Raw genomic sequence first — 17738 nt, forward strand, 5'->3', positions numbered from 1 at the left:
CGGCCTCTGTGGGATCTCCCCGCAGAGGCCGGTGGTCTTTTGCTGGCTGACTCAGTGCGTCAGTTGCCGGCCGGGTAGGCGGCGGGAGCGGCATGTGCCCGATTCAGGAGGATGCCGACCTCGTCGATCTCCTGCATCGGCTCGTCGATCGCCTCGCTCGCCGGGATGTTGAGCCGGTATCCGACGTAACGCCGGGCCACGATCGCGTCGAAGCCGAGGCGGTCGCGAAGCTTCTTGCGCAGCTTGCTGACGTGGCTCTCGATCACGCTCTCGTCGAACGTGGATTCGAAGATGCCGTAGACCGCGTTGAAGATCTGCGTCTTGGTGATCCACTTGCCGTGGTTGCTGACCATGTATTCGAGGATGCGCAGTTCGCGGCGGGGCAGGGTCAGGGCGTGGCCCGCGATCTCGGGGTCACGTCCGTTGAAGAAGACCTGGATCCTGGTTTCGCAGGGCCTCGGCAGCTCGCCCACCCGGCGACGTGCGATCGCAGCCGTTCGGGCGAGGATCTCACGCAGATGGATCGGCACATGGACGACGTCGTCTACGCCGGATTCAAACAGCTCCAGCGTGTTCTTGAGCATCTTCTGGCCGCTCATGGCGATGATCGGAGCCATGGAGCGCTTGCGCATCGCCCGTGGCAGGCTGCCGCGGGCATCGCAGTCCCCCAGAAGAAAGGCATCGACGGCTGCCAGATCCGATTCATTCGCGGATTGCAGCCAGTCCCAGAATTCTCCGGAGGAGAAGCCGATCGACGATACACCTTCGCGAACGAGCCCTCCAACGTAGCTGTTCGTGACGCTCTCGCGATCATCAACGATAATATACATCAGTCTTTCGCCCCTGTTTCGCACTTGCAGCGACCGGGAGGTTTTTGTGATGCCCCGGTTCGTCGGCTATGCTGTTTGACGATATTTTCCCTCCCGCGAACCGTTATTATGGTTTCGATATTCGCGGGCAGCCCTACGCATTCAGTGCCTGCGTGAGCAGGCCTGTTACTTCGACTCGATACTGAACGCTTACTGTGTGAGGCCCGGCGGGTGTCCTACGGATCACCTTGCGGGGCGGATTGAGACAGCGACCTAGAACAGTTGCGCCAAGTTGCTTATCGTGTCCAACGCAACTGAACTCAGTCGATCTCCTCGCCAACTGGAGAGAATCACTTGAGTAGGACCGTAACAATTGCCGAATTCCGATCAAGCGTGCGAAACAAAGCTGTTGCTACGTGTGCTTGATGCTGTTGGTTTGTTTCTGGCTGTTTCTTTGTATTTCCAGCTTCACCAGTTGATTTGATATTCAAACTAGTTTTGCACCGTAACGGTTGTAAAGTTCCGCATGCCTGTGCAACTAAAGCAATTTTGGGTAGTGCCACCGAGCCGCCGCGGTGCAGGGCATTCAACCCCGGATTGACTCTTCTGGCCGCGCATCCGCCTGCGACAATTCGACTCATGTATGGCAACGAAATTCAAGCTTGGCGAAATCTTGGCGCGTGTGTGTCTTTCGAGTCGCACTTTCGCGTCGCGCATGATGCGTCCGACTCGTTCGACGTCGCGTGAGCGCGACGAAAAGTTTTTGACGCGCACGTTTCAGGCAAGCTTCGCCAACTAGCTTCGTTCGACAGATCGAAATACGAACGGAGCATTTTCAAATGTTGTCGGAAGGAAAAGCGCGTCCCGCCGAAACTGCGGACATCGCTGCGGCGGCGAAGCCGGCTCCGCAAGCGCGCGATAGCAAGGTGAACAATGCACCGCGTGCGGCCAAGCCTGCGCCTGGGTTGAAGCCTGCGTCGGCGTCGAGTGACGAAGTTGCAGCCAAAGAGGCGCTCGAGGGGTTGAAGCGTATTCGCGCCAAGGCGCGCCTCGACAAGATGGCCATACCAAAGCCTGCGCCTGTCGTGGTCAAGCCGGCGGTGATCGTGGCGAAGCCGCCGCCGCCACGTCCGACATGGGTCGCGCCGCTCGCGACATTGGCTGTGGCCGCCATTCTGGTGGTTTGCGCCTGTACTGGCGTGATTGCCTATCTCACGACCCAGCCGAGCCAGACCAATGTCGCGGCCAATGTCGAGATCCGGAATCTACGCGACACAGTCGCGCAGCTGCGCAAGCAATTGTCCGGCGTATCCGAAAACCTCGACGGCCTGCGCACGGCGGTCGATCAGTCGAGCAAGGCGACCAGCGACCGCTTCGGCCGCTTTGCCGAGAATCTGGATCGCATCGAGCGGGTGAGCTCGTCTTCGACGGCGAAGCTGGACAGGCTCGCGCAAGCTCAGGTCCCGGCGCCGACACCGGTCGCGGCGCAACCGTCGTCGGCGATGCCGATGATGGCCTCGGTCGCGGCGCCGGAGACCACAGGGTCGGTGTCTCCGATCGAACGCAGCTCGGCGCCGCGAAAGGTGATCAAGGGCTGGTCGGTTCGCCAGGCTTATGAAGGCATTGCGATCCTGCAGGGGCCGAACGGCGTCATCGAGGCCGTGCTCGGCCAGCAGGTGCCGAACCTCGGCCGCATCGAGGAGATCAGGAACGAGAACGGTCGTCTGGTCGTGGAAACCAGCGGTGGCGGTGTGGTCTATTCGGCCCGCAAGTGACTGGCCGAAAATCTATTGGCGGTGATGCTCGAAACTGGTGCATAGCAGGTCGATCTCGGCCTCCGCGATCGGTGCGCGGAACAGGCGGCAGGTGAACTCGACCGCCGACTTGCTCTCGGAGCTGGTGCGATCCTCGCGCAGGAAGATGCATCGCTTGCAGACGTCGGTGTGATGCCGCTGTTCGGCGGCATCCGACTGATCGAGCACGTGTCGCAAGGTGTCGCGAAAGCGGATCTTGCTGTCGTCATCGAGGACGGCAATGGCGTCGACCAGGCCGTTGACGGGATCGCGCGCGAGGAACTTCTTGCCCTGCTGCGTCACGCTCAGCATCACCGAGCGCTTGTCCGTGGCGGATCGCTTCCGTTCCACATAGCCGAGGCGCTCGAGCTCGCCGATGATGAACGAGGCGGTGCCGCGCGTGGCGCCGACATAGCTCGCCAGCGCCGAAGGCGTCCTGGAAAACCGGTTTGCACGGGAGAGGAATCGCAGCGCCATCCACTCGCGATCGCGCATGCCATGCTTGGTGCCTTCGAACCACAGGATCCGTGCCACCTGTCCCAATAATTCAATCGCTTCGCGAGCCAAATTCATTTCGATGCCGGATCGGATAAGGTCTTTTTCAATTGGGCGGTAGGATGCGTAATCGCTGCGGGTCAGAATGAGGCTGTCGAGCGTCGCTCGAAGCGGAAACAAATGCCGCGCTTGAAAGACGCTTCTCCATTCTGGAGACGGAACATTCGGGAGTGGAACTAGAGCGCCGCATAGAAAGTTCGAGTAAAGATGACGGCTCAACTGATCTGAAAATTCGTGTCAAATGGCGCGGGCTTGCGTCCTATGACGGAGTGCTGTGCGGTGTCCAGGCAACATGATGTGTCGTTGCCGCCACGATCGAGACCGAATGTTGCGGCGAAACGTTTCGAATTGCGCGAAACCACACACAGCGTGTGACACGTCATGGCGCACTGAGGTGCGGGAGAACCGCCTATCTCGGTTAATGGATGTTGCGACGCAATGCGGTCACGCGGTTAAATCGGCCGCATCCCGGACGCGGCGAAAGCTCGCAGGCTGGTGATTTGCGTTTTACCGACAATTGTCGACGAATGCGCCGCCTGAAGCATCAGGGCTAGGGCTAGGCAGCAGGAAGGACAAACCGATGAGCATCGATACTACCATGACAGCCGACGTCGTCGGGCTGACGAAAGTCGCCCCGGTTTCGCGTCGTGGCTTCATGAGCGCTACCGCGGCCGTTGCCGCCGGCTATACGCTTGCGGCAGGTCCCGTCCGCGCCGAGGTCATCACGACGGACACGAGCGGCCTTCAGGTCGGCGATGCCAAGATCAAGGTTGGTTCCGAGGAGATGCCGGCCTATTTCGCGCGGCCCGCCGGCAACACCAAGGCGCCGGTGATCATCGTGGCGATGGAGATTTTCGGCCTGCACGAATACATCAGGGATGTGACGCGGCGCCTTGCCAAGCTCGGCGCTTTCGCGGTCGCGCCCGACTATTACTTCCGCAAGGGCACTGATCTTACCAAGATCACCGACATCAAGGACCTGCTGCCGGTCGTCAACGCCAAGCCGGACACAGAGCTGCTGTCCGATCTCGATGCGACGGTGGCCTGGGCCGGATCGCAAGGCTGCGACACCGCGAAGCTCGGCATCATCGGCTTCTGCCGCGGCGGCCGGACGGTCTGGGAATATGCCGCCCATAGCGGCACGCTGAAGGCCGGCGTCGCCTTCTACGGTCCGCCGGTCGATGCGCCCAATCCGCTTTGGCCGAAGAGCCCGCTGCAGCTCGCACCCGAGATGAAGGCGCCGGTGCTCGGCCTCTATGGCGGCGCCGACACCGGCATCCCCGTCGCCCAGGTCGAGCAGCTCAAGGCCGCGCTCGAGCAGAACAAGAAGACGGCAGAATTCAAGATCTATCCGGAAGCGCCGCACGGCTTCCATGCCGATTACCGCGGCAGCTACCGCAAGGACGCCGCAGAAGATGCGTGGGCCCAGGCGCAGGCCTGGTTCAAGAAATACGGCGTGTTGAGCTGACGCTGGATTCCAAAAGGGCGGTCAGAGCGACCGCCCTTTTCATTTTGTCTGTGCGAGTCTCTCTTCGTCGTCGCGCCAAAGCGCATCGAGGCCGTGCCGATAGGTCGGATACGCCAGCACGACGCCGAGCTCGCGCTTCAGCTTCGCATTGGAGACGCGGGCGCTGCTCGAATAGAAGCTGCGCGCCATTGCCGACATCTCGGCGGTTGCGAACGCCTCTTCAGGCGGCGGGGCAACGCCCATCAGCTGCGCGGCATAGGTGATCACGTCTTGCGGCGGCGCCGGCTCGTCGTCGCAGACGTTCCAGGTGCCGCCGCTGTCGTGGTTGATCGCGGCCATGATGGTGCTGGCGATATCGTCGACATGGATGCGGTTGAAGACCTGACCGGGCTTGATGATGCGTCGGGCCGTGCCATTGCGCAGCGTCACCAGCGCGTTGCGGCCGGGGCCGTAGATGCCGGCAAGCCTGAGGATCGCGACATCGCCGTGCGCCGTCTCCGTCCAGGCATGCTCCGCCGCGACCCGCATCCGCGCGCGGTCGAGGGAAGATTGCGGCGGCGTGGTCTCGTCGACCCATCCGCCTCCATGATCGCCATAGACGCCGATGGTGGAGAGATAAACGACCTTGCGGTGGTGCGCCGCCAAAGCCTCGCCGAACGCTGCGAGTGCGGGATCGCCGCTGCTGCCCGGCGGGATCGATATCAGAAGGACGTCGGCATCGCGGATACGATTGACCACCACGTCGGACGGGCGGCTGCCGGAAAAGCCATGCAGCTCGAGATCGATGAGGTCGTTCCGCCCGGCGGGATCGCGGACGGTGCCCGCGATATGCGAGAAGCTGCCGCCGAACCTGCGGACGAAATGCCGGGCGCTATAGCCGAGGCCGAGGATGAAGAGCCGCATGCGTCTTTCGTGCTGGGTCCGAATTTGGTTCGCGCGAGCCTGTGCGTCCTCGCTCATAAGAAATCAAAACCGCAAAACAACCCCATGCACAGTACATCACGCCGGCGTGAGGGTGGCGGTCAGTGCACCCGGTGGCTCGCTCTATCGTCCTCACCCTGTTCGACAATCTGCGCGATCGGGCTCGACTGGTGATGCACCAGGCGCCAGCCGTCGCCAACGCGGCGAAAATGGTTGGCGGCGGCGAGCGCAGTGCCGTCGACGATCTCGATGCAGAGCACGCGGGCGCTGTCGCCGTCGACGATCGCCTGCGGTTCGGCGCAGACGATCTGCGGCCGTTCAGGATTTTGCAGGATATCGCGCCAGCTCCCGATCACGGTAGCGTGGCCGACGATCGCGGGCCAGCCGGGATGAATGCAGGAAATGGCGTCGTCATCCGCCCACATCTGCTTCATGCCGTCGAAATCGCCCCTCGAAAAGGCGGCGTAGAAAGCCGCGTTTGCGGCGATGACCTTGGTGTCCTTTGCCATACCTCTCGGGTGGGCCAATGGCACGCAAAAATCAAGCGCGACTTCTGTCCGACTTTGAACGCAGTGCAGCATGACTGCCCACTTTCTGGTCACGCCGAAATCAGCGTCTCCACCGCGCGCCGTGCACCTTCCTTATAGAGACGTCCGAGCGCCACGGTCACGGCCTCGCGCAGCCGCGGCTCGGCACCGAGCGGCCCAAATACTTTGCCGACGCCGAGCAATGCGGGCGCGAGCCGTTCGGCGGCGGGACCTGCCTCGCGCGCCAGCGCCGCCAGCTCGGCGGCGAGGGGATCGCGCACATCGATGGCGCGGCCCTGCTCGTCGGTCGCGGTGACGTAGCGCATCCAACCGGCCACCGCGAGCGCATGCGTCGCGATCGGCAGGTTTTTGGCGAGACGGTCCTGCATCGCGCCAAGTAGCCGCTGCGGCAGCTTTTGCGAGCCGTCCATCGCGATCTGCCAGGTGCGGTGATGCAATGCCGGATTGGTGAAGCGCTTGAGCAGCGAGGCGCGATAGGCGGCGAGGTCCGTACCAGCAGGCATGGTCAGCGTCACCGCAGCCTCTTCCATCACTTGCGCTGCGAGCCGGGCGAAATGCGGATCAACCATCGTGTCGGCGATGGTCTCGTAGCCAGCGAGATAGCCGAGATAGGCGAGCGCCGAATGACTGGCATTGAGCAGCCGCAGCTTCATCAGCTCGAACGGCTTGACGTCACTGACGAGCTCGACGCCCGCAGCGGCGAGATCGGGCCTGCCTGTGACAAAGCGGTCTTCGACCACCCATTGCGTGAACGGCTCGGTCATCACCGGCCAGGCGTCGCGGAGCCCCAGGGACGATGCAACCGCGTCGCGATCGGTGTCCGTCGTCTGCGGCACGATGCGATCGACCATGGTCGAGGGGAAGGTGGCCTTGTCCGCGATCCACTTGCCGAGATCCTTTGAGCGCAGCGCCGCGAATTGCGTCACGATCCGCTGCACGGTGTGGCCGTTGGCGGCAAGGTTGTCGCAGCACAGCACGGTGAACGGCTGAACCCCAAGCGCCCGCCGGCGCGCCAGCGCGGCGACGATGAAGCCGGGGGCCGAGCGCGGTGCGTCGAGATTGTTCAGATCGTGCACGACATCGGGATGCCGCTCGTCGAGATCGCCGGTCTGCGGCGTGTGGCAATAGCCTTTCTCGGTGACCGTGAGCGACACGATGCGAATGGCTGGATCGGCCATCCGCTCGACGAGCGCTGCCGGCTTTTCGCGCCCGACGACGCTGTCGAGCAGCGCGCCGATGACGCGAAGCTCGGTGCCCTCAGTGGCACGCACGGCGACCGTATAGAGGTGATCCTGCGGGGCGAGGGCGTCGCGTGTCTCCGGGCTGCGCAGGCTCGCGCCAATGATGCCCCATGACGAGCTGCCTGCGGCAAGGCAATCGTCGATGACGACGGCCTGATGCGCACGATGAAACGCGCCGAGGCCGAGATGCACGATTCCCGGAGTGACGCGCGAGCGGTCATAGGCCGGGCGGCGGATGGCCGATGGTATCCGGTCGAGATTGGCATGGCCAAGCCGCATGGGCGTCTCCTGAAGGTTTGGACGCTGCTTGACATGGCGGCTGTATCAGGTCAATTGGTAAGACCAATTTCCCAAAATGGGCGGGCCGCCGGGTCGACCGGTGTCACCTTCTCGGGGAGGCCAGCGTGCCACTGGAAGCTGTGGAGGCGAGACGGCTTTACCGCCAGGTCGCCGATCAATTGCGAAGCCTGATCGACAGCGGCGAATACGCGGTCGGCAGCCGCTTGCCGACCGAGCGCGAGCTCGCCGAGCAGCTGAAAATCTCGCGGCCGACGGTGCGCGAAGCCCTGATCGCGCTCGAGGTAGAAGGCCGCGTCCGCATTCGCGTCGGCTCAGGCATCTATGTGACCGAGCCCGCCGACGCCGCGCCTGTGACGTCTGCCGTGATCGAAGGGCCATTCGAGCTGCTGCGCGCCCGCGAGTTCCTGGAAAGCGCCATTGCCGAACAGGCTGCGCGCGTTGCGACCAAGGACGACGTCGCCCGCATCGACGCCGCGCTCGTCGCGATGGAGAATGTCGAGCATCCCGGCGAAGCCTCGATGGTCCATGACCGCGCCTTCCATATCGCGATTGCCGGATGTCTCGGCAATGCCGTGCTGGTGCGGGTGGTCGGCGAGCTGTTCGACCAGCGCCTCAATCCCTACTTCGCGCAGCTTGCGCATTATTTCGAGAATCCGGGTACCTGGCGCGCCGCGCTCGACGAGCATCGCACCGTCCGCGACGCCATTGCGGCGGGCCGGCCATTAACGGCTCACGACGCCATGCGCGACCACCTGGCGCATTCACAGGAGCGCTTTGCGCAGAACTTTGGCGCCGACGGCACTGCAGGAGCGCCGGCGGCGCGGAAGCGGGCGGCGCGATCCGGAGGTGCGCCGGCGAAGCCAAAACGACCGTCTGGCGCGCAGGCCAAAAGCGGCAGCGCGCGGCGGCGATGAATTTGGATGGCTCGTCTCTGTTGAGGCGGGTGAACGAAGCTGCAGACACAATGGGATTTGACCGATGACCTCGACCTCTTTCGCCGCAACCCTGTTCGGCCCGGAAGATCTGCGCATGATCGAGCACCCGCTCGACAAGCTCGCAGACGGCATGGTGCGCATCCGCTTCGGCGCCGGTGGCATCTGCGGTTCGGACATGCATTATTTCCGTCATGCCCGGACTGGCGATTTCGTGGTGAAGTCGCCGCTGATCCTGGGCCACGAGATTTCGGGCGAGGTCGTTGAGATCGCGGGCCCGGCTGCGAACCTGAAGGTCGGCGACCGCGTCGCTGTCAATCCGTCGCGCTGGTGCGGCCATTGCGTCGCCTGCCGCGAGGGCCGGCAGAACCTCTGCGAGAATATCTACTTCATGGGCTCGGCCTCGAAGACGCCGCACATGCAGGGCGGCTTTGCCAACCTCTTCGACGCGATCCCCGCGCAGTGCGTGAAGATTCCTGATCATGTGTCCTATCAGGCCGCAGCGCTCGCGGAGCCGCTCGCCGTCTGCCTGCACGCGGTTGCGCGCGCCGGCAAGATCGAGGGCAAGCGTGGCATCATCTTCGGGGCCGGCCCGATCGGACTTCTCACCATGCTGGCGGCGCACCGTGCCGGCATGGCCGACATCACGGTGGCCGACATCGCGCCGGCGCCGCTGGCCTTCGCGAGCAAGCTCGGTGCGTCCCACGTCGAGAATGTCGCGGGCGGCGAGGAGGGCCTGAAGGCGCAGGCCGCGTCACGCCCCTACGACGTTGCGTTCGAGGTCTCCGGTACGGCTGCGGGATTGGCGAGCGCCATCGGCATCGTCAGGCGCGGTGGTGTGGTGGTGCAGATCGGCAATCTGCCGGGCGGCCAGATTCCGACGCCTTCGAATGCGGTGATGGCCAAGGAAATCGACCTGCGCGGCTCGTTCCGCTTCGGGCTCGAGTTCATGACGGCGGTGGAACTGATCGGCTCGGGCAGCGTCGATGTGCTGTCGCTGGTCACCGCCGAGCGGCCGCTCTCGATCGCGCCGGACGCGTTGCGGCTGGCACTCGACCGTTCGCAGAGCGTCAAGGTCGTGCTGACCGCCAACTGATCGGAGAGAGCCGATGATGCGCGAAGGATGGCGCTGGTACGGACCCAACGATCCCGTGTCGCTTGATGATGTCAGGCAGGCCGGCGCAAGCGACGTCGTCTCGGCACTGCATCAGGTGCCGATCGGCGAGGCCTGGACGCGCAAGGCGGTCGAGGAGCGCAAGAATTTCATCGAGAATGGCCAGCCCGGCCGCTCGCAACTGACCTGGTCGGTGGTGGAATCGATTCCGATTCCGGATGACGTCAAGCGGCTCGGGGCTAAGGCAACCAAATCGATCGACGCGTGGATCGCAAGCCTCGAGGCGGTGGCCACGTCCGGCATCAAGATCATCTGCTACAATTTCATGCCCGTCGTCGATTGGTGCCGCACCGATCTCGAATGGGAGTTGCCGAACGGCGCCCGCGCGCTCCGCTTTGATCAGGACCGGTTTGCGGCATTCGAGCTGCATATCCTGGAGCGGCCGGCGGCGATGCAGGAATATTCGCCTGAGCAGCAGGCACGCGCCAAAAAGCTGTTCGATAGGATGAGCCAGGCCGATATCGATTATCTCATCATGGTCATCGCCAGCGCGCTGCCGGGCTCGACCACCGAGCCGATGACCATTCCGCAATTCCGCGACCGGCTGGAGGCCTATCGCGACATCACGCCAAAAATCCTGCGGCAGCATCTCGTCGAATTTCTTGCCCGCGTCGCGCCGATCGCCGAGCAGCTCGGCGTGTCGCTGACGCTGCACCCGGATGATCCGCCGCGGCCGCTGTTCGGCCTGCCACGCATCGCCTCGACCGCCGAGGACTACCAGGCACTGTTCGACGCCGTTCCGTCAAAGGCCAACGGCATCTGCCTGTGCACCGGCTCGCTCGGCGTGCGGCCTGAGAACGATCTGCCCGCGATGGCCGAACGCTTCGGCCCGCGCATCGCCTTTGCGCATCTGCGCGCGACCAAACGCGAGGCCGATGGCTTGTCGTTCCACGAGTCCGATCATCTCGACGGCGACGTCGACATGATTGCGGTGCTGAAGGTGCTGCTGAAGGAGAACGCGCGGCGTTCACTGGGCGAGCAGATCGTGTTTCGCCCCGATCACGGCCACCGCATGCTGGACGATCTCACCGCCACCAAGCGCATCAATCCCGGCTACACCGCAATCGGCCGCCTGCGCGGCCTTGCCGAGTTGCGCGGCGCGATCCGGGCGATTGGGCATCGGTAGGGCGAAGCTTGGGCTCGGGACTCTTCGCCTCTCCCCGCCTGCGGGGGAGAGGCCGGAATTTGCGCAGCAAATTCCGGGTGAGGGGGACTCTCCGCGAGTCCATCTCCCACCTGATTGCGGAAGCAGCCCCTCATTCCGACCCTCTCAGCGCGAGCGAAGCTCGTCGCGGCCCCGCATCCGCCTTCGCTAAGGCTTGGGCGGATAAGAGCGGGGAGAGGAGAAGCTAGGCCGTGTACCCATAAACCCGGCGACTTGATGCGACGAAAGCAATGTCCGCTTTGCCCCCATAGCGACCAAGTTTGTGCGGCAGCCCAATATGTCGCGATGGGCAACAGCTGAACATAGGGGCGCAGGTGTGGCCCGTGGCGCCCCGGCAACACGTCAGAGAAAAGAAAAGCCGGGAGCCACGGCAAACTGTCGCAGCTTGAAATTTCATGCCAGTAGTGGGGCTGCTCTGTTGCAACTCTGGGGACTGGGAATGCTTCGCTTCAATACCGTTTGTGCCGGATTGCTTTCGATTGTGAGCTTTGCGAGTGCTGCATCTGCTGCCGATCTTGCCGCCAAGGTCTACACCAAGGCGCCTGCGGCCGCTTCGGTCTACAATTGGGGCGGCTTCTACGTCGGCCTCAACGCCGGCGGCGGCTCGAGCCGCAATTGCTGGAATCTGACGGCCGTCGCAGCCGGTCCAGTTCCGGCCGCGCCGAGCGAAGGTTGTTCGGACGCGACGGGCGGTCTGGTTGGTGGCCAAGTCGGCTATCGGTGGCAGGCAACCAACTGGGTGTTCGGCCTCGAAGCCCAGGGCGACTGGGCAAACCTCAAGGGCTCGAACACGAGTTTGACCGGCACCTTCGGCGGTTTTCCGTTCCTGAATCAAACCAAGACCGATGCGATCGGCCTCTTCACCGGCCAGGTTGGCTACGCATGGAATAATGTGCTCGGCTATTTGAAGGGCGGCGCCGCCGTCACCCACAATAGCTACAACGGCGTGGTGCAAACCGCAGTCGGCGCATTCCCGGTCGGCACCGCTTTCGACGGCGCGAGCGGAACCCGCTGGGGCGGCGCGGTCGGTGTCGGCCTCGAATACGGATTTGCGCCGAACTGGTCGGTCGCGGTCGAATACGACCATCTGTTCATGGGTCGCAGCAGCAGCAATATCATCACGCCAGCGGGCGTGTTCGATCGCACCGAGCGAATCCAGCAGGATATCGACATGGGTACCGTCCGGCTGAACTACACCTTCGGTGGCCCTGTCGTCGCGCGGTACTGATCCGCCTAATGCAGTGACGAAGAAGGCCCCGGCATTGCTGGGGCTTTTTGTTTAGCGCACTTATCCATGATCGTTGGACTGAAAAGACAACTATGTGCCGCGATCGCAATGAATGACCATGTAAAAAAAGAACGCTCTATTCTCAATGCCTCACGAAGCCCAGCAAAATGGGCCTGTGGCATCAATGGGTGCCTATTCGCCGTTGGCGCCTCCATTTCAACCTGGGCGCATCTCTGGGGTCGAGACGCGCCGATGCGGGCTGGACGGCATGATTCGGCGAACGCAGAGTCGGCTCTGAATCTGCTCACAATCGTTCAGCTAGTTCTATTTCTAATGCCGTTGTTCATGAATTTGAATTGGCAGAGATTTCAGGAGATGGTTTCGCAGTCTGAGAAGCTGCAACGTGCGCGGAATCCTGAGTTCAAGGGTTTGGACTCGGGCGATCTCTACCTAGCCATGTGCATCATGTTGGTCGCGATGGCATCTCTTGTCTTTTTGTTCGCTCTCTTTGCGTCGTTCGCTACAGCATTCCCCTAAAGAAAAGCGCATGAAAGCGATCCGCATCGGCGGTAGCTCCAAGACCGCTTCGGGTCAAAGGCTGCCCTCGGCAGCACTATGCCCTTAGTCAGGTCATCTTTTGGAAGCGGACATCGTTGCACTCTGGGCTGAGGTCAGCCGCGGGCCAAAACCGGAACTCGGAGCTTACTCGATCACCGCGTCCGCGCTTGAGAGCAGCGACACCGGCACGCTCAATCCCAGCGCTTTCGCGGTGTTCAGATTGATGACGAGATCAAATTTGACCGGTTGCTCGACCGGTAAATCGGCGGCCTTGGCGCCGCGCAAGATCTTATCGACGTAGTTTCCAGCTCGGGCGAAGAGGTCTTCAAAGCTCGGGCCATACGACATCAGGCCACCAGACCTGACGTGCTCAGGCAAGCCATGCATTGTCGGCAAGCGAGCTTCGAGCGCCAATGTATTGATGGCGATTTGATTGACGCTCACGAAAGGATGAATGATCACGTAGAGCGCGTCGACCTTGCCTTTCACTGACGAGATCGCTGGGGCAATGTCATCCAGCTTGCTCACCGTGAGCGGCACGACTTCGATGCCGTACAGTTGCCCCGCTGCGGTGACCTGCTCCGTTTCCGGGGCACGCTTGACATCCGCGGCGACGCCGAGCACCGCAACGTGACGAAGCTGGGGGATAGCATCGATGAGAAGCTGCAGACGCTTTCCGCCAAGCTCCCCTCCAATCTGCGACAGTCCGGTCACCATGCCACCCGGATGAGACAGGCTGGAAATGAACGTCGATCCCGTGACCATGGCGGTGTGAACGATCGGCGTCTCGGGCGCCGCCTTCTGCAGAATGACGGCGCCATCGTTGATGGACGTTACGAGAACCGAGGCGTTGAGCTCAACGAATTCTGCAGCAAAGCCAGGATAGCGCTCAGGGTGGCCCGCGGCCCAACGATATTCAAGACGAACGGTCTGGCCATCAATCCAGCCAAGCTCGCTCATGCGTTTGGTGAAAGCGGCGACCCACTTGCCGTGCGATTGCTCTGTGCCGGGGACAAGAAAACCGACCACTGGAAGCTTGCGTGCTTGCTGCCCGTGCGCAGCGAGGGGCCACGCCGTGGCCAAACCACCGGTTATGAAATCCCGACGTCGCATACCGCGCTCTCACCCCTGTAGGAGCAGCATCTTAACTTTGCACAAGGACTTTGACAAAGGTCGCACCGACTTTCGACGCGCACAAGGATTCGGGGTAGTGTCTCCCATGGGTCCAAAGGCTGGCCTCGAAGCAAGCATGCCCTTGATCAGGTCACCACTCGGAAGCGCACATCGACGCGCACTGGGCTGAAGTCAGCCAGGGCCATCAGGAGACTCATGCACCGCAGCAAACCCGGCGGTTATTCGATCACCTCGTCGGCGCGGGCGAGCAGCGTCGGCGGTAGGGCAAGGCCCATCGTCTTTGCGGTCTTGAGATTGAATACAAGTTGATAGCGCGTCACCAGCTGGACTGGCAGGTCGCCGGGCTTTTCCCCCCTCAGGATGCGGTCGACATACGTGGCGGATCTGAAGAACAGGTCCGACACATCGTAGCTATACGAGCACAATCCGCCCGAATCTACGTAGGCTCGATAGGGATAGATAGCCGGCACGCCAAGACGCGCAGCGGTACCGACAATCTCGTCCCGATGGATCGATGTGAATGGATCGGGAAGCAGAGCCAAGCCGCCGCCCGGACGCTCGCCAAACTTGCCAAGGACCGGTTTGATTTCCTCACTCTCGCGAACCTCGACCTGCGTAAGCGCGATCCCAAGAGCGTCGGCAGCCGCCCTCCCGTGCACGACATACTGCTCATATGGCGTCGTGGACGGATTGTAGAGGATCCCAACCCTATCGACGTTCGGCGACAGCTCCTTGAGCAGTTCGACCCATTTTCCTCCGACCGAAAACTCGAACGCGGCAAAGCCGGTTACATTGCCTCCGGGTCGAGTTAGATTTTTGACGAACCCTTGGCCCACGGGGTCAGAGACCTGAACAAAAACGATTGGAATGTCTTGCGTTAAGCGCAAAAACGGAGGGACTGCAGGCGAGCTGTGGGCCAGGATGAGATCGGGTCGAGAGTTGACCAAGACGTTCGCGATGTCCGCAATGCGCTGCTTGTTGCCGTCTGCCCAATGATAATCGATTTCAAGGTTTTCCCCGTCTATCCAGCCCCGTGTGCGGAGACCTCTATTCAATGCGGCAATCCGATCTTTCGCCTCCGCACCGATCGTCATAAGAACGCCGAGACGTGGCATTCCTTTACGCTGTTGTGCCCCGGCAAGTGCGGGCAAGGTAACTAAGGTTGAAAGTCCAAGAATAAACTGCCGCCGCTTCATTGCTCGTCCGCCCCAGACGCATCAATCCAAGCATACGGAACTCTCGGCACCAGTCCAAGGGGTCCAATGCCTGCCATCCGAGCGAGCGATCATGCATTAAAGACGGTTGCGCCGGGCCGCCATAGCGGGCGTTATTGCGCTTCTCAATGAGAGAAGTGAAATCCCATGCGCGTCTTTTCCGCCGCACTTGCCACCGAGACGAACACCTTTGCGCCGATGCCGACGGGCGTGTCGGCGTTTCACGAGCGCGCCTACTATCCGGCCGGGAAGCATCCCGACGTGATGCAGATGCACGGCGGCCCGCTCTGGGCCGCGCGGGAGGTCGGGCCGTCGCGCGGCTGGACGCTGATCGAGGGGCTGGTGGCGGCAGCCGTGCCGAACGGCATCGTCACGCGCACAGCCTATGAAAGTCTCCGCGACCAGCTCCTCGGGGATCTCAAGGCGGCGCTTCCCGTCGACATGGTCCTGCTCGGCATGCACGGCGCCATGGTCGCCGACGGCTATGATGATTGCGAAGGGGACCTCCTGGCGCGCGTCCGGCAGATCGTGGGACCCGATACGGTCGTTGGCGGCACGCTCGACCCGCACACGCATCTCAGCGACGCCATGGTTGGGAATGCCGACCTCCTGATCTGCTGGAAGGAGTATCCGCACACGGACATCCTGGAGCGGGCGCGGGAGCTCGTCGAATTCTGCACGGCGCTGGCCGAGAAGCGTCTCAAGCTCAAGGTTGCCGTTGTCGACACCGGAATGATCGCGTCGTTGCACACCACGCGCGAGCCGGGCAAGGGTTTTGTGAACCGCGTGCGCGCGCTCGAGGGCAAGGATGGCATAGTCTCAATATCCCCCGTGCACGGCTTCGCCTGGGGCGATGTGCCCGACATGGGCACGAAGATGCTGGTCTACACCGACGCCGCGGCCGATCCCGACGGCGCGCGCGGCCGGGACGTGGCGCAGCGCCTGGCGCGCGAACTCTGCGACTTGCGCGAGGCGCTCGCCGAGCCCCTGATCGGCGTCGATGCCGCGCTCGATGCGGCGGTGGCCACCAACGGCACGGTGGTGCTCGGCGACGGCAATGACAATCCCGGCGGCGGCGCGCCGGGCGATTCCACCTACATCCTGCGACGCCTCATCGATCGCGACGTCGCGAGCGCCTGTCTCGGACCATTGTGGGATCCGGGCGCGGTGCGGATCGCTTTCGATGCCGGCATCGGCGCGCGCCTCGCCTTGCGCATCGGCGGCAAGATCGGGCCGCTGTCCGGTGATCCCATCGATGCCGTCTGGGAGATCCGCGCGCTCAAGCCGGGCATGGTGATGACGGGACTTGCGGGAACGCCGGCGAAGCTCGGCGACTGCGCGCTTGTCGCCTGCAACGGCGTCGAGGTCGTGCTCTCGACCTTCCGCTGCCAGGCCTTCGGTATCGATGTCTTCACCCAGCTCGGGGTCGATCCCGCGCAACGCAAGATCGTCGTGGTCAAGTCATCCCAGCACTTCCGCGCGTCCTTCGAGCCGATTGCCACGCGCGTCATCATGGTCGACGCGCCCGGCGTCGTGGCCCGCGACGTCACTTCGCTGCCATACCGCAAGATCCGGCGCCCGAAATGGCCGCTCGATGCGAGCTGAAGGACGGCGCCAGCTGTCGCGTGCCAATGTGCGCGTCCGGAGCGGAACACCAGCCGGTTGCTCTCAATAGCACGCCGCCATCGCGCCGAGCTTGGGATAGAGCTTGTCGATCGCCGCGATCTCGCTTTGCATCTGGCCGATGATCCAGTCGCGGATCTCGGCGGCAATCGGGCGCATCGGCCGGTTGCGCGGCGGCAGGAATTCGCAGATCCGGCGCGTGGTGGTGAGCCGGTCGGAGGCCGGCACCAGCGCGCCGGTGAGCAGCCAGTGCGAGGCGACGGTCAGCCAGCCGAGCGCGATGCCTTGACCGAGCAGGGCCGCCTGCACCACGACCGCGTAGTCGGTGAAGCTCAGCCCCTTGGCCGCGCCGCGGCGCCCTGTGAGCAGCGAGGCATAATCCGCGGCCCAGTCGCCCGGTGTCTCGGCGAGGCGAATGATGGTGTTGCCTTTAGCGGGATCGGTCTCACCGAGATAGCCAGGGCTGCACATCGGCAGCATCACTTCCTTCATCACCAAAGTGCCGCCGGATGACGGCTCGTCGCGATCGCGAAAGCGCATGCCGAGATCGACATTCTCGACCGGGCCGCGCAGCGCGCCTGATATCAGCTGGAAGCGCAGATCGACCTGCGGAAACTGCTTCTGCAATTTGTCGATCCGCGGCATCAGCCAATGCGTGGTAAAGGCGGAGGACACCGACAGCGTCACGGTCTCGGTGCCCTTGCGGCGGCGCTCGATCTCGGTGAGCCCGGTCTCGATGCTGCGAAAGCCTTCGAGCACGCGGCGATAGAGCAGCTCGCCTTCCTCGGTGAGAACCGCGCGCCCCGCACCGCGGTCGAACAGGCGAACGCCGAGATGCTCCTCGAATTGTCCAAGCATGCGGCTGACCGCGGGCTGCGTAACGTTCAATTCAGCGGCTGCAGCCGTGAAGCTGCCATTGCGCGCCGCTGCGTCGAAGACGAACAGGGCGTTACTTGAGGGCAGCATGCGGCGCAGCTCGGGCATAACGTCATGTTATGAGCGCGGTGAGAATTTGGCAATTGCCGGATTCTGCCAAGTCTGGTGTCATTGCCGTGACAGCCAAAAGACAGGCTTT

Annotated in this window: 15 protein-coding genes; 7 read left to right on the forward strand and 8 right to left on the reverse strand. The window is 63.0% G+C overall.

Annotation, left to right across the window (positions count from 1 at the left end):
* Window positions 1-59: 59 nt before the first annotated feature.
* Window positions 60-830, reverse strand: coding sequence for a response regulator transcription factor (locus M2427_RS02260; RefSeq protein WP_280704465.1), 771 nt, complete (start codon window positions 828-830; stop codon window positions 60-62).
* A gap of 818 nt (window positions 831-1648) precedes the next feature.
* Between M2427_RS02260 and M2427_RS02265 the strand changes: the two genes are divergently transcribed.
* A complete protein-coding gene (locus tag M2427_RS02265; RefSeq protein ID WP_280704466.1) occupies window positions 1649-2584 on the forward strand; it encodes a hypothetical protein in 936 nt (311 codons plus the stop codon).
* Window positions 2585-2596: 12 nt separating this feature from the next.
* On the opposite strand, the gene M2427_RS02270 is transcribed toward M2427_RS02265, so the two are convergent.
* Window positions 2597-3175, reverse strand: coding sequence for a MarR family transcriptional regulator (locus tag M2427_RS02270; protein WP_280704467.1), 579 nt, complete (start codon window positions 3173-3175; stop codon window positions 2597-2599).
* A 562-nt stretch (window positions 3176-3737) separates the two neighbouring features.
* Between M2427_RS02270 and M2427_RS02275 the strand changes: the two genes are divergently transcribed.
* Window positions 3738-4625 (forward strand): dienelactone hydrolase family protein, encoded by an 888-nt coding sequence (locus tag M2427_RS02275; protein ID WP_280704468.1) that lies wholly within the window; start codon window positions 3738-3740, stop codon window positions 4623-4625.
* A 39-nt stretch (window positions 4626-4664) separates the two neighbouring features.
* Here M2427_RS02275 and M2427_RS02280 read toward each other — a convergent pair whose 3' ends face one another.
* The 3 genes from M2427_RS02280 to M2427_RS02290 form a co-directional block, all read right to left on the reverse strand.
* Window positions 4665-5528, reverse strand: coding sequence for an SDR family oxidoreductase (locus M2427_RS02280; RefSeq protein WP_280704469.1), 864 nt, complete (start codon window positions 5526-5528; stop codon window positions 4665-4667).
* Window positions 5529-5647: 119 nt separating this feature from the next.
* Complete coding sequence (locus M2427_RS02285) at window positions 5648-6055, reverse strand: nuclear transport factor 2 family protein (protein ID WP_280704470.1); 408 nt, start codon at window positions 6053-6055, stop codon at window positions 5648-5650.
* 89 nt (window positions 6056-6144) lie between these two features.
* Complete coding sequence (locus M2427_RS02290) at window positions 6145-7614, reverse strand: mannitol dehydrogenase family protein (RefSeq protein ID WP_280704472.1); 1470 nt, start codon at window positions 7612-7614, stop codon at window positions 6145-6147.
* Window positions 7615-7739: 125 nt separating this feature from the next.
* On the opposite strand from M2427_RS02290, the gene M2427_RS02295 reads away from it, so the two are divergent.
* The 4 genes from M2427_RS02295 to M2427_RS02310 all read left to right on the forward strand — a co-directional run bounded on the left by M2427_RS02295 (window position 7740) and on the right by M2427_RS02310 (window position 12134).
* A complete protein-coding gene (locus tag M2427_RS02295; RefSeq protein WP_280704474.1) occupies window positions 7740-8549 on the forward strand; it encodes a FadR/GntR family transcriptional regulator in 810 nt (269 codons plus the stop codon).
* Between the two features lie 64 nt (window positions 8550-8613).
* Complete coding sequence (locus M2427_RS02300; RefSeq protein ID WP_280704475.1) at window positions 8614-9663, forward strand: L-idonate 5-dehydrogenase; 1050 nt, start codon at window positions 8614-8616, stop codon at window positions 9661-9663.
* A 13-nt stretch (window positions 9664-9676) separates the two neighbouring features.
* The gene (gene uxuA, locus M2427_RS02305; RefSeq protein WP_280704476.1) at window positions 9677-10867 is read left to right on the forward strand and encodes a mannonate dehydratase; all 1191 of its coding nucleotides are present in this window, start codon (window positions 9677-9679) and stop codon (window positions 10865-10867) included.
* A 478-nt stretch (window positions 10868-11345) separates the two neighbouring features.
* A complete protein-coding gene (locus M2427_RS02310) occupies window positions 11346-12134 on the forward strand; it encodes an outer membrane beta-barrel protein (protein ID WP_280704477.1) in 789 nt (262 codons plus the stop codon).
* A gap of 702 nt (window positions 12135-12836) precedes the next feature.
* Here the strand turns inward: M2427_RS02310 and M2427_RS02315 are convergent.
* Together M2427_RS02315 and M2427_RS02320 are read right to left on the reverse strand one after the other, a co-directional pair.
* Window positions 12837-13721: an ABC transporter substrate-binding protein gene (locus M2427_RS02315; protein WP_280704479.1), complete on the reverse strand. Its 885-nt coding sequence runs from the start codon at window positions 13719-13721 to the stop codon at window positions 12837-12839.
* A 323-nt stretch (window positions 13722-14044) separates the two neighbouring features.
* Entirely contained in the window at window positions 14045-15022 is a 978-nt protein-coding gene (locus M2427_RS02320; protein WP_280704480.1) for an ABC transporter substrate-binding protein, read from the reverse strand.
* Window positions 15023-15187: 165 nt separating this feature from the next.
* On the opposite strand from M2427_RS02320, the gene M2427_RS02325 reads away from it, so the two are divergent.
* Window positions 15188-16645 carry a M81 family metallopeptidase gene (locus M2427_RS02325; RefSeq protein ID WP_280704481.1) on the forward strand — a complete coding sequence of 486 codons (1458 nt, stop codon included), beginning with the start codon at window positions 15188-15190 and terminating at the stop codon, window positions 16643-16645.
* Between the two features lie 63 nt (window positions 16646-16708).
* Here the strand turns inward: M2427_RS02325 and M2427_RS02330 are convergent, their stop codons facing one another.
* Window positions 16709-17647 carry a LysR family transcriptional regulator gene (locus M2427_RS02330; RefSeq protein WP_280704483.1) on the reverse strand — a complete coding sequence of 313 codons (939 nt, stop codon included), beginning with the start codon at window positions 17645-17647 and terminating at the stop codon, window positions 16709-16711.
* Between the last annotated feature and the right edge of the window lie 91 nt (window positions 17648-17738).

Source organism: Bradyrhizobium sp. BR13661 (assembly GCF_029892425.1).
Classification (GTDB): Bacteria; Pseudomonadota; Alphaproteobacteria; order Rhizobiales; family Xanthobacteraceae; genus Bradyrhizobium.

What these genes read in the sequence shown, in the direction of transcription:
- M2427_RS02300 (WP_280704475.1), top strand. Translation starts at nt 8,614, where the DNA reads ATGACCTCGACCTCTTTCGCCGCAACCCTGTTCGGCCCGGAAGATCTG.
- M2427_RS02290 (WP_280704472.1), bottom strand. Translation starts at nt 7,614, where the DNA reads ATGCGGCTTGGCCATGCCAATCTCGACCGGATACCATCGGCCATCCGC.
- M2427_RS02260 (WP_280704465.1), bottom strand. Translation starts at nt 830, where the DNA reads ATGTATATTATCGTTGATGATCGCGAGAGCGTCACGAACAGCTACGTT.
- M2427_RS02330 (WP_280704483.1), bottom strand. Translation starts at nt 17,647, where the DNA reads ATGCCCGAGCTGCGCCGCATGCTGCCCTCAAGTAACGCCCTGTTCGTC.
- M2427_RS02265 (WP_280704466.1), top strand. Translation starts at nt 1,649, where the DNA reads ATGTTGTCGGAAGGAAAAGCGCGTCCCGCCGAAACTGCGGACATCGCT.
- M2427_RS02275 (WP_280704468.1), top strand. Translation starts at nt 3,738, where the DNA reads ATGAGCATCGATACTACCATGACAGCCGACGTCGTCGGGCTGACGAAA.
- M2427_RS02320 (WP_280704480.1), bottom strand. Translation starts at nt 15,022, where the DNA reads ATGAAGCGGCGGCAGTTTATTCTTGGACTTTCAACCTTAGTTACCTTG.
- M2427_RS02270 (WP_280704467.1), bottom strand. Translation starts at nt 3,175, where the DNA reads ATGAATTTGGCTCGCGAAGCGATTGAATTATTGGGACAGGTGGCACGG.
- M2427_RS02310 (WP_280704477.1), top strand. Translation starts at nt 11,346, where the DNA reads ATGCTTCGCTTCAATACCGTTTGTGCCGGATTGCTTTCGATTGTGAGC.
- M2427_RS02285 (WP_280704470.1), bottom strand. Translation starts at nt 6,055, where the DNA reads ATGGCAAAGGACACCAAGGTCATCGCCGCAAACGCGGCTTTCTACGCC.
- M2427_RS02280 (WP_280704469.1), bottom strand. Translation starts at nt 5,528, where the DNA reads ATGCGGCTCTTCATCCTCGGCCTCGGCTATAGCGCCCGGCATTTCGTC.
- M2427_RS02325 (WP_280704481.1), top strand. Translation starts at nt 15,188, where the DNA reads ATGCGCGTCTTTTCCGCCGCACTTGCCACCGAGACGAACACCTTTGCG.
- uxuA (WP_280704476.1), top strand. Translation starts at nt 9,677, where the DNA reads ATGATGCGCGAAGGATGGCGCTGGTACGGACCCAACGATCCCGTGTCG.